This window comes from Cellulomonas sp. IC4_254 (assembly GCF_011603975.1).
Classification (GTDB): domain Bacteria; phylum Actinomycetota; class Actinomycetes; order Actinomycetales; family Cellulomonadaceae; genus Cellulomonas.
Genome location: NZ_JAANNB010000096.1, coordinates 1 through 14,004, shown reverse-complemented (window position 1 = coordinate 14,004; position 14,004 = coordinate 1). Strand labels below are relative to the sequence as shown.

16 protein-coding genes are annotated in these 14,004 nt (G+C 77.2%); 7 read left to right on the top strand and 9 right to left on the bottom strand.

Annotation, left to right across the window (positions count from 1 at the left end; all coding sequences use genetic code 11):
• Both G6556_RS10950 and G6556_RS10945 read left to right on the top strand, forming a co-directional pair.
• On the top strand, window positions 1–944 hold a 944-nt coding region (locus G6556_RS10950), incomplete at its 5' end, for a glycoside hydrolase family 43 protein (protein WP_205693321.1).
• Complete coding sequence (locus tag G6556_RS10945) at window positions 941–1,963, top strand: LacI family DNA-binding transcriptional regulator (protein WP_166941230.1); 1,023 nt, start codon at window positions 941–943, stop codon at window positions 1,961–1,963. The genes G6556_RS10950 and G6556_RS10945, both read left to right, overlap by 4 nt.
• Before the next feature lie 3 nt (window positions 1,964–1,966).
• Here the strand turns inward: G6556_RS10945 and G6556_RS10940 are convergent, their stop codons facing one another.
• From G6556_RS10940 to G6556_RS20230, 3 genes are read right to left on the bottom strand one after another with little or no spacing between them, the layout of a single operon-like run.
• Window positions 1,967–2,758 (bottom strand): GAF and ANTAR domain-containing protein, encoded by a 792-nt coding sequence (locus G6556_RS10940; RefSeq protein WP_166941228.1) that lies wholly within the window; start codon window positions 2,756–2,758, stop codon window positions 1,967–1,969.
• 4 nt (window positions 2,759–2,762) lie between these two features.
• On the bottom strand, window positions 2,763–2,939 hold the full coding sequence (locus G6556_RS10935; RefSeq protein WP_166941226.1) for a hypothetical protein: 177 nt from the start codon (window positions 2,937–2,939) through the stop codon (window positions 2,763–2,765).
• A gap of 26 nt (window positions 2,940–2,965) precedes the next feature.
• Window positions 2,966–3,982: an ANTAR domain-containing protein gene (locus G6556_RS20230; RefSeq protein WP_166941224.1), complete on the bottom strand. Its 1,017-nt coding sequence runs from the start codon at window positions 3,980–3,982 to the stop codon at window positions 2,966–2,968.
• Window positions 3,983–4,336: 354 nt separating this feature from the next.
• Between G6556_RS20230 and G6556_RS10925 the strand changes: the two genes are divergently transcribed.
• Together G6556_RS10925 and G6556_RS10920 are read left to right on the top strand one after the other, a co-directional pair.
• The gene (locus G6556_RS10925; protein WP_346774842.1) at window positions 4,337–5,065 is read left to right on the top strand and encodes a lysophospholipid acyltransferase family protein; all 729 of its coding nucleotides are present in this window, start codon (window positions 4,337–4,339) and stop codon (window positions 5,063–5,065) included.
• Window positions 5,062–6,063: an NAD(P)H-dependent glycerol-3-phosphate dehydrogenase gene (locus G6556_RS10920; RefSeq protein WP_166941220.1), complete on the top strand. Its 1,002-nt coding sequence runs from the start codon at window positions 5,062–5,064 to the stop codon at window positions 6,061–6,063. The genes G6556_RS10925 and G6556_RS10920 overlap by 4 nt, the downstream gene beginning before the upstream one ends.
• Before the next feature lie 49 nt (window positions 6,064–6,112).
• Here the strand turns inward: G6556_RS10920 and G6556_RS10915 are convergent, their stop codons facing one another.
• Window positions 6,113–7,279 (bottom strand): PLP-dependent transferase, encoded by a 1,167-nt coding sequence (locus tag G6556_RS10915; RefSeq protein ID WP_346774841.1) that lies wholly within the window; start codon window positions 7,277–7,279, stop codon window positions 6,113–6,115.
• 70 nt (window positions 7,280–7,349) lie between these two features.
• Here G6556_RS10915 and G6556_RS10910 point away from each other — a divergent pair, with 70 nt between their 5' ends.
• Entirely contained in the window at window positions 7,350–8,507 is a 1,158-nt protein-coding gene (locus G6556_RS10910) for a D-alanine--D-alanine ligase family protein (RefSeq protein WP_166941218.1), read from the top strand.
• A gap of 40 nt (window positions 8,508–8,547) precedes the next feature.
• Here G6556_RS10910 and G6556_RS10905 read toward each other — a convergent pair whose 3' ends face one another.
• The gene (locus G6556_RS10905) at window positions 8,548–9,150 is read right to left on the bottom strand and encodes a DUF3515 family protein (protein ID WP_346774840.1); all 603 of its coding nucleotides are present in this window, start codon (window positions 9,148–9,150) and stop codon (window positions 8,548–8,550) included.
• 440 nt (window positions 9,151–9,590) lie between these two features.
• Between G6556_RS10905 and G6556_RS10900 the strand changes: the two genes are divergently transcribed.
• Window positions 9,591–10,619, top strand: a complete 1,029-nt coding sequence (locus G6556_RS10900) for a thiamine-phosphate kinase (protein ID WP_166941216.1) — start codon at window positions 9,591–9,593, stop codon at window positions 10,617–10,619.
• Between the two features lie 60 nt (window positions 10,620–10,679).
• On the opposite strand, the gene G6556_RS10895 is transcribed toward G6556_RS10900, so the two are convergent.
• The 4 genes from G6556_RS10895 to rpmB form a co-directional block, all read right to left on the bottom strand.
• Window positions 10,680–10,925 carry a type II toxin-antitoxin system RelE/ParE family toxin gene (locus G6556_RS10895; RefSeq protein ID WP_346774839.1) on the bottom strand — a complete coding sequence of 82 codons (246 nt, stop codon included), beginning with the start codon at window positions 10,923–10,925 and terminating at the stop codon, window positions 10,680–10,682.
• A 17-nt stretch (window positions 10,926–10,942) separates the two neighbouring features.
• On the bottom strand, window positions 10,943–11,218 hold the full coding sequence (locus G6556_RS10890) for a type II toxin-antitoxin system Phd/YefM family antitoxin (RefSeq protein ID WP_166941213.1): 276 nt from the start codon (window positions 11,216–11,218) through the stop codon (window positions 10,943–10,945).
• Window positions 11,219–11,453: 235 nt separating this feature from the next.
• Entirely contained in the window at window positions 11,454–11,975 is a 522-nt protein-coding gene (locus tag G6556_RS10885; RefSeq protein ID WP_166941211.1) for a GNAT family N-acetyltransferase, read from the bottom strand.
• Between the two features lie 143 nt (window positions 11,976–12,118).
• Complete coding sequence (gene rpmB, locus G6556_RS10880; protein ID WP_135974635.1) at window positions 12,119–12,310, bottom strand: 50S ribosomal protein L28; 192 nt, start codon at window positions 12,308–12,310, stop codon at window positions 12,119–12,121.
• A gap of 361 nt (window positions 12,311–12,671) precedes the next feature.
• Here rpmB and G6556_RS10875 point away from each other — a divergent pair.
• Window positions 12,672–14,004, top strand: a 1,333-nt coding sequence (locus G6556_RS10875) for a DAK2 domain-containing protein (RefSeq protein WP_166941209.1), incomplete at its 3' end; no start/stop codon positions are given.

Here is a 14,004-nt window from a genome sequence, read left to right as displayed (position 1 = left end):
ACCCCGCCCCCGCGACCACCGAGGAGCACGACGTGGCGTTCACCAACCCCGTGCACGACGGCAACCTGCCCGACCCGTTCGTCCTGCGCACGCGGGGCGCCTGGTACGCCTACGGCACCCAGGGCCGGCTCGGCACCCTGCCGGTGCTGCGCTCCGACGACCTGGTGCACTGGGAGGTGGTCGGCGACGGGATGCCGGTGCTCGCGCCCTGGACCGCGGCGGGGCGGCACTGGGCGCCCGAGGTGGTCGAGCTCGGCGGCCGGTACGTCGCCTACTACACGGCGATGGAGCGCGAGACGCAGCAGCAGTGCCTGGGCGTCGCGTTCGCCGACGACCCCGCCGGCCCGTTCGTGGACGACGCCGACGTCCCGTTCGTGTGCGAGCACGCCGAGGGTGGCTCCATCGACGCCTCGCCGTTCGTGGACCTGGACGGCACGCCGTACCTGCTGTGGAAGAACGACGGCAACCACGTCGGCGTGCGGTCGTGGATCCGGGTGCAGCAGCTCACCCCGGACGGGGCGGGCCTGGTCGGCGACGGGCCGGTGGACCTCATCACGCACGACCAGCCGTGGGAGGGGCACCTGGTCGAGGGCCCGACGGTGGTCGCGCGCGACGGCCGGTACCACCTGCTGTACTCGGCGAACGACTACGGGTCGGCCGACTACGGCGTCGGGTGGGCGGTCGCCGAGGCGCTCACCGGCCCGTGGACCAAGCCGCGCGAGGAGCCGCTCATGCGGTCGTCGCCGGACGCGGCAGGCCCCGGGCACGGCTGCGTGGTGACGACCGACGACGGCGCGACCTGGTACGTGCACCACGCGTGGCCGCCGGACGCGGTCGGGTCGGCGTTCCCGGGGCGGCAGGTGTGGCTGACCCCGCTGGACTGGGACGCCGACGGCGCACCGGTGCTCGACGGGCCGACGGTCGCGGTGGACCGGCGCCCGTGACGGTGACGCTGCGGGACGTGGCCGCCCGGGCCGGGGTGTCGTTCAAGACGGTCTCGAACGTCGTGAACGGGCACCCGCACGTGAGCGAGGTGACCCGGGCGCGCGTCCTCGCGGCGATCGAGCTGCTCGGCTACCGCCCGAACGCGACCGCCCGCAGCCTGCGGCACGGCCGGTCGGGGATCCTCGCGCTCGCCGTGCCCGAGCTGACCTCGCCGTACTTCGCAGCGCTCGCCTCGGCGACGGGCCGGGCCGCCAAGGAGCACGGGCGGGTGCTGGTGATCGAGGAGACCCGGGGTGACCTCGAGGGGGAGCGGGTCGCGCTCGTGGACCTCACCTCGCGGCTGGTCGACGGCGTGATCCTGTCGCCGCTCGTCACGCCGCGCGAGGCGGTCGTGCGCCGGATCGGCCGGACCCCGGTCGTGATGCTCGGCGAGCACCGCTACGACGTCGGCACCGACCACGTCGCGATGGACAGCGTCCGCGCCGCGCGCGAGCTCACCGAGCACCTCCTGGCGACCGGGCGGCGGCGGATCGCGGTGCTCGGCCGCCAGCGACCGGGCAGCACCGGCGGCGAGCGGTGGCGCGGGCACGTCGAGGCGCTCGCGGCCGCCGGCCTGGTGCCGGACCGGGCCCTGGTGCCGCGGGTGCGCGCCTACCGCCGGGCGGACGGCGTCCGGGCGGTGCAGGAGCTGCTGGACGCGGGGGCGCGGCCCGACGCGGTGCTGTGCTTCAACGACCTGCTCGCCCTCGGCGCCTGGCACGCCCTGCGCACGGCCGGTCTCGCGGTGCCGGGGGACGTCGCGGTCGCGGGGTTCGACGACGTGGAGGAGTCCCGGTACGCGGGGCTGACGTCGGTCGCCCCGGACCTCGGGCTGCTCGCGGACGAGGCCGTCCGGCTGCTGGTGCGCCGCGTCGAGCACCCGGACGCGGAGCCCGCGCAGGTCGAGGTGCCGTTCCGGGTGCGGGTGCGGGCGAGCACCGGAGGCGACGGCCACGGGACGCACGGACCCGGTCGGTGACGCTCAGCCGCGCGGGCGCTCCCGGAAGTCGTGCGGGCTGTGCGGCGCCTGGCCGGAGACCGACGCGACCATGGCCGCGGCCAGGTCGCGCATCTTCTGGTTCCGGGTCTGCGAGGCGCGGCGGAGGATGTCGAACGCCTCCTCGGGGCCGCAGCGGTTCTGCGCCATGACCACCCCGAGGGCCTGGTCGATGACGGCGCGCGCGGCCATCGCGCTGCGCAGGTCCTCGTTGGTGCGGCGCTGCTCCTGGGCCTGCGCGGCCAGCGCCACGGCCCGGGCGGCGTCGTCGGCGAACCGGGCGACGTCGGCGAGGACGTCCTCGGGCCACTCGCCGGGCTCCGGGTGGTAGAGGTCGATCGCGAGGTCGACGTCCACCCCGTCGCGCCGGGCGGCCGGGAGCGCGGCGGTGGCGCAGAAGCCCGCCGCGAGGGTGGCCTCGCGCCACGCCGGCCAGCGCGGGTCGTCGTGCACGTCGGCGACGGTGATCCGGCGCTGCTCGCGCGAGGCGTCCAGGCAGGGGCCCTCCCCGGCCTGCTGCTCCGCGCGGTCGCACGCCGCGGCGAGCGGGTCGGACGCCGCGGCCACGGCGGTCGTCCGGCCCAGCCGCACCGTGATCGCGGCCGACCCGCCGGAGCGCCGGGCGGCGTGCCCGACGATGACGTCCAGCAGCTCGTCCACGGGCACCGCCGAGACCAGGAGCTCCTGGATCTCGTCGAGCGCGCCGACGCGCCACGCCTCCGGCCCCGCGGCCTGCGCGGTGCCGTCCGACGGACCCGGCTGCGTCACGGCGCTCACCGCCTCAGCGCCCGTCCGCGGCCGGCGCGTCACCCTCCGGCGCGTCCTCCGTGCCCTCGGTGCCGGTGTAGCCGGCCTCGGGTCCGTCGCCCTCCGAACCGGGGGTGCTCTGCTCCGCCCGGTCGTCGGGGTCGCCGTCGGGCAGCGGGCCGTCGGTGTGCTCGGTCGGGTCCTGGCTCATGCGGGGGTCCTCCTCGGTGGGTTCCCTCACATGCTGGCGCTGCGCCCCTCCGGCCGCATCTCGGGGACAGCGCTCGCCGGCGGCACGATCCGCAGCTGCACGCCGGCGTTCTCGGCGCGGCGGCGGAGCCGGGCGATGTGCAGCGCCGCGACCGGGCCGAGCCGCAGCAGCTCGCCGCCGTCGATCACGAGCGTGCCCCGCGCCGGGACCGCCTTCAGCGCCTCGCTCAGCCCGGCGACGAGCGTGGGCGCCGTCGCCGCGTCCACCTCGCCCTGGAGCCGCACGACGACCACGCGACCCTCCGTCGTGTGCCGGACGGCCAGCGACGTGGGCAGCGTCGGGCCGTCGGTGCCGCGGACCGCCCCGTCGGTCGCCCCGGGCGCGGCGCCCAGGCTCGCCAGCGCGGCGTCCAGGACGTCGCGCGGGTCGCGGTCGGCCGGCCGGCCCGGGAGCGACTGCAGCAGCCGCTCCGCGACGCCGCGGACCTTCACGTTGAGGTGCTCGGAGTGCCAGCGCAGGAACTCGAAGGCCGCCTCGCCGTCCAGGCCGTACGCCAGCATCGCCGCGCCCTTGGCCTGGTCGATGACCTCGCGGGAGGCGATGGCCGCGGCGAGCATGTCGTCCGCGCGGCGGGCGGCGGTCGCGCCGATCTCCGCGCCGAGGTCGATCAGCAGGCCGAGGCGCTCGGCGGGCCGACCGTCGTGGTGCGCGGTGCCGTCCGCGGCCGGCGTCCCGTCGTGGACGGAGGAGTGCTGGCCGTCGCCGTCCGCGGCGCGGGCTGCGTGCCGCGGGTCGACGCCCGGGGCGAGCACCGCCAGGACCGAGCGCTCGGTGCCGGCGGTGTCGAGGAGGCGATAGCGGACGCTGCTGCCGTCCCCGCCGGGGACGGGAGCCGCGCGCAGCACGGCCTCCAGGGCCGCGCGGTCGTCACGGTGGCAGTGCGCCAGCATCAGGGCGGCCGAGGGGACGACGTCCCCGGGCTCGAACCCGTGCATCCGGAAGACCGGCTCGGACCAGGCGAGCGCGTCGCCCTCCCCGAGCACGTGGAAGGTCCCCGGGGCGACCGACCGCGGCTGCGTCGACGTGGTCGTAGGACGAGAGGAAACGGACAATGTGGTGCTCCGAAGCCGAGGTACGACGACGTTCGTGCACGTCGCACCAGGTTTCACGCGCAGCTCGCTTCGTCCCAACGATGCGCGGCGGCCCTGGGGGGTGAGCCGGGGGACCGGGGTCGATAGTGCCAAATGGAAGCGTCCCGCGCACGTCAGGCACGCCTTCCCGGGTTGCGGCCCCGCCGCCGGGCCCTACTCTCGGGCGCCCACCCCCGCCTCACGACCAGGTCCGCGACCCGCTCCAGGGAGGAGGTGGCACGGCCCCGCCGGGTAGCATCGGCTCCCGTGCATCCCCCCCGTGCGAACCGGTCCTACCGCAACATCGCCCGCGTGCTGCGCCCCGTGCTGTACGCGATCACGCGGCGCGACTGGCGGGGCGCCGAGCACCTGCCGGCAGGCACCGGCTTCATCGCCGCCGGGAACCACATGACGAACGTGGACCCGGTGACGTTCGCGCACTACCTGTACGACAACGGCGTGGCGCCGAAGATCCTCGCCAAGTCGTCGCTGTTCACGGTGCCCGTGCTCGGCTGGGTGCTGCGGACGTCCGGGCAGATCCCCGTGTACCGGAACACGTCGAAGGCCGGTGACTCCCTGCGGGCCGCCGAGCAGGCGCTCGCCGCGGGGGAGTGCGTGGCCGTGTTCCCCGAGGGCACGCTCACCCGCGACCCCGACCTGTGGCCGATGGTGGCCAAGACCGGCGTCGCGCGCCTCGCGCTCACCTCGCGCGCGCCCGTCGTGCCGATCGCCCAGTGGGGCGCGCAGGACCTGCTCGGGCGGTACAAGAAGGTCTTCAAGCCGATCCCGCCGAAGCGGGTCACGGTCGTCGCGGGGCCGCCGGTCGACCTGTCCGACCTGTACGACCGGCCGCTCGACGCCGCGACGCTGCGTGAGGCCACGGGCCGCGTGATGGCCGCGATCACGGCCCTGCTCGCCGACGTGCGGGGCGAGACCCCGCCGGCCGAGCCCTACGACATGCGGCGCCCGGGCGGCGCGACGACGGACCTCACGTGACCCGCGCCGCCGTCCTCGGGGCCGGCGCCTGGGGCACCACGTTCGCGGCCGTGCTCGCCGACGCCGGCTGCGACGTCACCGTCTGGGGCCGGGACGCGGCCGTGTGCGAGGCCATCGCCCGGGACCACCGCAACGAGCGCTACCTGCCGGGCGTCGACCTGCCTGCGCGCGTGACGGGCGAGGCGGACCCGGCGGCGGCGGTCGCCGGCGCCGACGTCGTCGCGGTCGCCGTGCCGTCCCAGTCGGCGCGCGCGGTGCTGACCCCGCTCGCGGACGCGCTCGCGCCCGGCGCCGTCGTCGTGTCGCTGATGAAGGGCGTCGAGCTCGCCACCGACCGCCGGATGAGCGAGGTCATGGGGGAGGCCCTGGGACTGCCCGCCGAGCGCCTGGCCGTGCTGTCCGGGCCGAACCTCGCCGCCGAGATCGCCGCGCGGCAGCCGACCGCCACGGTGGTCGCCTCCGCCGACGCCCGCACCGCCGAGCGGGTGGCCGCCGCGTGCGCCTCCGGGTACTTCCGGCCGTACACGAACGACGACGTCGTCGGCGTCGAGCTGTGCGGCGCCGTCAAGAACGTCATCGCCCTGGCGGTCGGCATCTCGCAGGGCCGGGGTCTCGGCTACAACACGATGGCCACGGTCATCACCCGCGGGCTGGTCGAGATCACCCGGCTCGGGCTCGCGCTCGGCGCGAAGGCCGAGACGTTCCCCGGCCTGGCCGGCATGGGCGACCTCATGGCGACCTGCGCGTCGCCCGACTCGCGGAACCACCGGCTCGGCCTGGCCGTCGGGCGCGGGCTCTCGCTCGACGAGGCCGTCACCGCGACCGGGGGCACGGCCGAGGGCGTGAAGTCGTCCCGGTCGGTCCTGGACCTGGCCGAGCGGGCCGGCGTCGAGATGCCGATCACGCACGCGGTCGTGCAGGTGCTGCACGAGGGGCTGCCGGTCGACGCGCTGGCACCGCTGCTGCTCGGGCGGCCGCGCAAGGCCGAGGGGGTCTGAGCCCCGGGTCCGGGCAGCGCGTCGGTGCGCCGCCCGGGACCCGGTCGCGTCAGCCGCGCAGCGCGCGGTCCAGGTCCCGCCAGAGGTCCTCGACGTCCTCGATGCCGACGCTCAGCCGCAGCAGGTCCTCGGGGACGGTCGGCGACTCGGTGGCGAACCGGCGGCGGCGCTCGATGCTCGACTCCACGCCGCCCAGGCTCGTCGCCGGGACCCAGAGCCGCAGCGCCGCGACGACGGCGTCGGCCCCGGCCGCCCCGCCCGCCGGGCGCAGGCCGATGATCGAGCCGTAGCCCGCCATCTGCGCGGTCGCCCGCGCGTGGCCCGGGTCGGCGGGCAGGCCGGGGTGCCGGACCTCGACGACGCCGGGGTGCTCGCTGAGGCGCCGGGCCAGGTCGAGCGCCGTGCGCTGCGCGCGCTCGACGCGCAGGGCCAGCGTCCGGATGCCGCGCAGCGCGAGGTAGACCTCGAACGGGCCGGCGATCGCGCCGTGCACCGTGCGGTAGCCGTGCAGCCGCTCGCGGAGGGCGGCGTCGTCGGTCAGCACCGCGCCCAGCACGACGTCGCTGTGGCCGGCCAGGTACTTCGTCACGGAGTGCACCACGACGTCCGCGCCGTGCTCCAGCGGACGCTGCACCAGCGGCGTCGCGAAGGTGTTGTCCACCGCGACCAGCGCACCCGCCGCGTGACCCGCGGCGACCAGCGCCGGCAGGTCCGCGACCTCGAGCATCGGGTTGGTCGGGGACTCCGCCCAGAGCATCGACGTCGCGCGGCCCGTCGGCGACGCGGCCGGGTCCAGCGCGGCGACCACGGCGTCCGTGTCCGCGATGTCGACCTGCTGCACCTCGACGTCCGACCGCTCCGCGAGGTCGCGGGCGTAGCCGAGCGTCACCTGGTACGCGTGCCGGGGGAGCACCAGCCGGCCGCCGTGCGGCACCAGCGACAGCGCCGCCGCGATCGCGGCCATGCCCGAGCCGAGCACCAGCGCCGGGTGCGCCGAGCCCTCCAGCGCGCCGAGCGTGGCCTCGAACGGCCCCCAGGTCTCGGTGTCGCCACGGGCGTACATCATCTCGCCCGGCTGCGGGACGCCCTGCGACACGTACGTCGAGGACAGCACCACCGGGGGGTTCACGGGGGCGCCCTGCGTGCGGGCGGGGCGACCCGCCGTCACGGCGAGGGTCTCGCGGGACAGGTCGGCGTCGTGCGCGTGCTCGGTCACGGGCGGCAGGCTACGCGCACGCGCGCGGCGTCGACCGTCCCGTCCCACCCAGCGGCTAGGCTGCCGGGCGATGTCCAGCCTCCCTGAGCCCGCGTCCGGGCCCGCCGCGTCCACCGCCGCCAGCCGCCCCCGGGTGCTCGTGCTGTTCGGCGGGCGGTCCAGCGAGCACGCCATCTCCTGCGCCACCGCCGGGGCCGTGCTCCGAGCGATCGACCGGGAGCGGTACGACGTGCTGCCGATCGGCATCACGCCGCAGGGCCGGTGGGTGCGCGTCGCCGACGACCCCGACCGCTGGGCCATCGTCGACGGGCGGCTGCCCGAGGTCGAGGCCGCGCCCGAGCAGGTGCTGCTCCCGCAGGAGGTCGGCTCGCGCGAGCTCCAGGTCATCGAGCCGGGCTCGCCCGCGGTGGACCTCGGCGCCGTCGACGTCGTCCTGCCGCTGCTGCACGGCCCGTTCGGCGAGGACGGGACGCTCCAGGGCATGCTCGAGCTCGCCGACGTCCGGTACGTCGGCGCCGGCGTGCTCGCGTCCGCCGTGGGCATGGACAAGCACTTCATGAAGGTCGTCCTCGCGGGCGCCGGGCTGCCCGTCGGGCCGTTCGTCACCCTGCGCGGCGACGACTACGAGACCGACCGGGACGGCGTCCGCGCCCGGATCGCCGCGCTCGGGCTGCCGCTGTTCGTCAAGCCGGCCCGCGCCGGGTCGAGCATCGGCATCACCCGCGTCGTCGACCCCGCCGACCTGCCCGCCGCCGTCGCCGCCGCCCAGGAGCACGACCCCAAGGTCGTGGTCGAGGCCGGCATCGTCGGGCGCGAGATCGAGTGCGCCGTCCTCGGCGGCCGCGGCGGTGCGCGGCCGCGGGCCTCCCTGCCGGGCGAGATCGTCGTCACCGACGCCGCCCACGGGTTCTACGACTTCGAGGCCAAGTACCTCGACGAGGCCGCCGTGCAGCTGTCCTGCCCGGCCGACCTGCCCGAGGACGTCATCGCCCGCGTGCAGGACGTCGCCGTGCGGACGTTCGAGGCCGTCGACGGCGAGGGCCTCGGCCGCGTCGACGTGTTCGTCACGCCCGGCGGCGAGGTGATCGTCAACGAGATCAACACGATGCCGGGGTTCACGCCGTTCTCGATGTACCCCCGGATGTGGCAGCAGAGCGGGCTGTCCTACCCCGACCTGCTGGACGAGCTGCTGCAGCTCGCGCTCGAGCGGCCGACCGGGCTGCGCTGACGCCGACCGCGGGGCCGGGGCCGGGGGCGGCCCGCGGCGATCAGAGGCAGGAGCGGGTCGCCTCGACCTGGGCGATCGCGGGGCTGAGCGCGTCCAGGAACGACGTCGAGCGCTCCGCCACCACCGCCGCCGGGACGTGCACCTCCACCGCGGGGTCCCGGCCGTAGGTCACGAACGTCCAGTCGGAGGAGCCCGGCTCGAGCAGGGCGTCGGCACCGGAGGCCGGGTCGGCGGAGGGGTCGCCCGTCGCGTCGGGGTCGTCGTCGGGCCCGGTCGCCGCGTCGGCGGGCTCGGCGTCGGCCTGGACCAGCCAGTCGATGCTCGTCCCGCTCGCCGTCTCCATCGTCACGCACTGCTCCGTCGTCGGGCCGGGCACCGCGACCCCGCACCGGAGCGTCACGGGCTCGGCCGGGTCGCCCCACGCCCACGTCGCCTGGCTCGTCGTGCGCAGCTCCTGCAGGCCGTCGCCCAGCGACTCGGGCAGCGCCAGCACCACCCGCGCGCACGCCGGGTCCGCCGCGTCGGGCGCCACCGCGACCCCGACGGTCGACGCGCACCCCGCGAGCAGCGGGACCCCGCCCAGCGCCAGCGCGGCGACCCCTGCGGCGGTGCGGGCGGGGCGTCGGCGGGGGGAGCGGCTCACCGGCCCACGGTAACCCGCCGCACCCGGCACCCCGGCACCGACCCCGTTCGGGGGGCGTGCACGCGGAGCATCGCGGGCGCGCCGAGCCGGCGCGGGCCGCGCCGAGCCGGCGCGGGCCCGCCAAGCCGGCACGCGGCCGCGAGTCCGGCGCGCGCTCGCCGAGCGAGTACGCGACGCGTCGAGCGAGTACTGCGCAGGTACTCGCTCGACGCGTCTCGTGCACACTCGCGGCCGGCGCCGCCCTGCGTCCTCGTGGTCGGCGCCGCACCGCGTCCTTGCGGCCGGTGCCGCACCGCGTGCTCGCGGCAGTCGCCGCACCACGTCATCGTGGCCGTTGCCGCACCGCACCACGTCCTCGCGGCGGGTGCGCGCGGGCCGGTGCCGTGGGCGGTCGCCGCGGACGGAGGGCCCGGGGCGCCGCGGGCGCTACCGTGGCGGGCGTGACCGACCGCGCCGCCCTCGACCAGCCCGACGCCGCCGGACCCACGGTCGCCGACCTCTCGGAGGACGGCCTTCTGGCCCGGATCTTCCCGCACCTGCCGGCCGGCGACCGCACCCTGCTCGGCCCCGGCGACGACGCCGCGGTGCTCGCGGCGCCCGACGGGCGGTTCGTGGTCTCGACCGACGTGCTCGTCGAGGGCCGGCACTTCCGGCGCGCGTGGTCCACCGGCGAGGACGTCGGGTGGCGCGCCGCCATGCAGAACCTCGCGGACGTGGCCGCCATGGGCGCCCGGCCGACCGCGATCGTCGTCTCGCTGGTCGTCCCCGGGGACCTGCCCGTCGCGTGGGTCGAGGGCCTCGCGCGCGGGCTGGGCGCCGCGTGCGCGACCGTCGGGGCCGGGGTGGTCGGCGGCGACCTCTCCGGCGGCGACTCCGTGGTCGTCGCGGTGACCGTGCACGGCGACCTCGGTGGCGCGGACCCGGTCCTGCGCTCTGGCGCCCGGCCGGGGGACGTGGTGGCCCTCGCCGGGACCGTCGGGCGGTCTGCGGCGGGGCTCGCCCTGCTCGCGGCGGGCCGGTCGGAGGCCGACCCCGACGTCGTCGCCGTGCACCGCAGGCCGCAGCCACCGCTCGTCGCGGGACCCGCGGCGGCCGCGGCTGGGGCGACGGCGATGCTCGACGTCTCCGACGGGCTGCTCCGCGACGGCGAGCGGCTCGCCGGGGCCAGTGGGGTCGTACTCGATCTGGACGACCCGGCCGGCGCGCTCGCCGACGACGTGGCCGCCGTGGCCGGGGCCGCCGCCGAACTGGGCGCGGACCCGACCGCGTGGGTGCTCGGCGGCGGCGAGGACCACGGGCTGCTCGCCACCTTCCCCGCGGGGAGCACGCTGCCGCCCGGGTTCCGGCGGATCGGCGTGGTGCGCGCGGCCGAGGCCGCCGGGGCCGGCGGTGGTGGGCCGGCGGGCACGGTGCTGGTCGGCGGGGCGCGGCCGGGGGTCAGCACCGGTTGGGAGCACTTCCGGCGCTAGGCGTCCTCGGCGTGGACGGGAGCGACGCGGGTGCACCCGGGCCCGTCGGGCCGTGCCGGATCAGTGCGAGCGGTACGCGTCGCGGCGGTGCTCGACGCTCGTGATCACGACGGTGCGCGCGTCGTCGTCGATGACGTAGAGGACGCGGTACGCACCACGGCGCGCGGAGTGCGTGTCGTCCAGGGGTGCCCGCAGGCGCTTGCCGACCCGGTGCGGGTTCTCCCGCAGCGGCCCGTAGACGAACTCGATCGCGGCCGTCGCCGCGTGCTCCGGGAGTCGGTCCAGCGCCCGCCTGCTGGTGGGCACCCATCCGATCTCGTACGTCACGGGGTGTCGGCTGCGTGCCCGGCCCACGTCGGGCGCTCGAACGAGACCTCGCCGTCGGCGATCTCCCGGCGTGCGGCGGCGAGCTCCTGCACGAGGCGCTCGTCCCGGAGGACGTCGAGGGTCTCCTCGAGTGCGTCGAGGTCGTCCGCGCTCATCAGCACCAGCTCGCGGCGACCGTTCCGGGTGATGGAGATCCGGTTGTGCGTCCGTGCGACGTCGGCGGCGTACGCGCTCAGGTGCGCCTTGGCGTCCGACAGCGAAGTCTGCTCCATGGACCAGAATTCTAGTCTGCTGTGGGCGGGACGGACAGGGGCTGTCGCGACGGAGCCGGTGCTGGTCCGCAGCGGCGTCCTCGTGCGTGCGCTGGGGTGATCTGGCATGTCCGGGACGCTAGGACGAAACGCCGACGCTAGACCGCTCGAGGTCGGTCACTCTGGGGACGGGGCACGGCCGCCGGCCTGTGGAGGACCCGGGGCCCGCTTCTGGCCGAGGGGGCGATCCGGTGGCTCAGCGGCGGCGGTAGCGGACCTCGAGCAGGTCGGCCCCGCCGACGTCCTCGGTGCGCTCGGTGCCGTCGGGCTGGAACCCGTGCCGGCGGTAGAAGTGCCGGGCGCGCTCGTTGTCCGCGAACACCCAGAGCGTGACCGGGATGCGCGGCGGGACGTCCTGCATGGCGGTGCGCAGCAGCTCGCGCGCGACGCCGGAGCCCCACATCCCGTGGTCGAGGTAGATCGCGTAGACCTGGAGCGCCGAGCGCTCGGCGTCCTCGTCGAGCGCGGGGCCGAGGGAGATGAACCCGACGACCTCCTCGGGCTCGACGGTCGCGACCCACGCGCGGATGCGGCTGCCGGGCGCGAGGTCGCGCTTCCAGACCTCGGTCCGGCGGCCGACGTCGAGGGACGAGAGGTAGCTGTCGGGAACGAGGCCCGCGTACGCGTGCTGCCACGTCCGGACGTGCACGTCGGCGATGCCGGCGGCGTCCCGGGGCTCGGCGGGCCGGACCGTGTGCTCGCGGCGCTGCTCGCTCATGCGCTCAGCGTGCCACACGGGAAGGCGCTGCCACAGGCCGTTCTGCGGACCTCCGCCCATCCAGGCGGGCCGCTGCGCCGGTCGTCCCCGGGCAGCACGAAGGCCCGTGCGGAGGAACCGCACGGGCCTTCATGACGAGTCGCTCAGACGGCGCGCTGGACCTTGCCGGCCTTGAGGCACGAGGTGCAGACGTTGAGCCGCTTCGGGGTGCCCGCGACCACCACGCGCACGCGCTGGATGTTCGGGTTCCAGCGGCGCTTGGTGCGCACGTGCGAGTGCGAGATGCTGTGCCCGAAGCTCGGGCCCTTGGCGCAGACGTCGCAGTTGGCAGCCACGGTCTTCTCCTGTATCCGGTCATTGCACGCCGCTCGGGAGGGGGTCCCGGGCGGCAAGTCCTGGTTGGTCGGTGGGGCCCGCACCGGCGGTCCGAGGACCGTTCCGAGGGGCACACCCGTGCCCGGCAGTGGCCAGGCAACCGGACAAGACTAGCCCACGAGGGCCGCGACCCTCAAAACGACGTCCGTCACACCGCGCCGCCGCGGGGCCCCGGCCGGACCGGCGCAGGGTCCCGAGCGGGCCGACGCACGGCCACGACCGACCGGGGCTGGGGACGACCGGGACCCTGTGGGTCGCGTGCGGCAGAGTAGGGCAGCGCGGGCGACGGGCCCGCGGACGACGAGAGGACTGCGCGCGGACGTGGCTGGGCGACTCGGGGACGGCGGCGTGCTGCGCGACTGGCTGGACCGCGCGGTGCCCGCGCTGGCGGCCGCGCGCGAGCGGATCGACGCGGTGAACGTGTTCCCGGTGCCGGACGGCGACACGGGGACGAACGTGCTGCTCACGGTGCGCGGGGCGGCCGACGAGGTCGCCGCGCTGCCCGCCGGCGACGACTGGGCGACCGACGGGGCGACCGACGACGGCGCGACGGTGCTCCGGGCGCTCGCGCGCGGGGCGCTGCTCTCGGCGCGCGGCAACTCCGGCGTCATCCTCAGCCGGTACCTCGGCGGGCTGGCCGGCGCGGCGTCCGGCGCGCTGCCCGACGCGCTGGCGGCGGCCGCGGCGGCGGCGCGGTCCGCGGTGCCGGAGCCCGAGGACGGCACGGTGCTGACGGTCGCCGCGGCGGTGGCCGACGCGGCGGGGCACGCGGCGGCGCGCGGCGCGGGCGACGCGGCCGCGCTGGACGCCGGCGTCGCCGCCGGGCGCGCGGACCTCGGGCGGATCAGCGCGGCCCACCCGGTGCTGCGGTCGGCGCGGGTGGTCGACGCGGGGGCGTGCGCGCTGCTCGTGCTGCTCGACGCGCTGGCGGCCGCGCTGGCGGGACGCCCGGCCCCGGTGGACGTCGGGTGGCTGGACGAGCACGGCACGGCGGGCGACCCGGCGAGGGAGCCTGCGGCCTCGACCGGAGCCGGGCCTGCCGGGTCGGGGGACGGGGGCGCGGGCGGCTACGAGGTGGTCGCCCTGCTGCGCGCGGACGCCGGGGACGGCGAGGGTCCGGCGGCCGACGCGATCGCCGAGCGGGTCGCCCGGGACCTCGCCGCGGCGCTGCCCGCGGTGGGCGAGGCCGTGGCGGTGGTGGCGGGCGACGGGCTCGTCACGGCCCACGTGCACGCGCACGCGCCCGCCGAGGTGGTGACGGTGCTGACCGCCGCCGGCGCGCGGTGGACCGCGTCGGTGCGCACGCTGCTCGGCGTCGAGCGCCCCGTGGTGGCGTGCACGGGGTCGGGCGAGGCGGCCGCGGCGCTCGCGCACGCCGGCGCCGTGGCGGTGCTGCTGCCGGACGGGACGCCCGCGGCGGACGCCCGCGACGCGGTGCGCCGCGCGGTGCAGGACGCGCAGCAGCCGGTGCACGCGGCGGGTCTCCACGACGAGGCGCCGACGGGCGGCGAGCCGTCGCCGGCCGTCCGCGTCGGGGCCGTCACGGTGCTGCCGGGGGACCGCCTCGACGCCGCCGACCTCGACCCCGGGTGGCCGGTCGCGGCCGGGGCGACCGACGAGGCGGGGGTGCTCGCCGCCCTCGCCGCGCTGGTCG

Coding starts and splice junctions, on each gene's coding strand:
- G6556_RS10885 (WP_166941211.1), bottom strand. CDS start 11,975: ATGAGCGAGCAGCGCCGCGAGCACACGGTCCGGCCCGCCGAGCCCCGG.
- G6556_RS10910 (WP_166941218.1), top strand. CDS start 7,350: ATGTCCAGCCTCCCTGAGCCCGCGTCCGGGCCCGCCGCGTCCACCGCC.
- G6556_RS10890 (WP_166941213.1), bottom strand. CDS start 11,218: ATGGAGCAGACTTCGCTGTCGGACGCCAAGGCGCACCTGAGCGCGTAC.
- G6556_RS10935 (WP_166941226.1), bottom strand. CDS start 2,939: ATGAGCCAGGACCCGACCGAGCACACCGACGGCCCGCTGCCCGACGGC.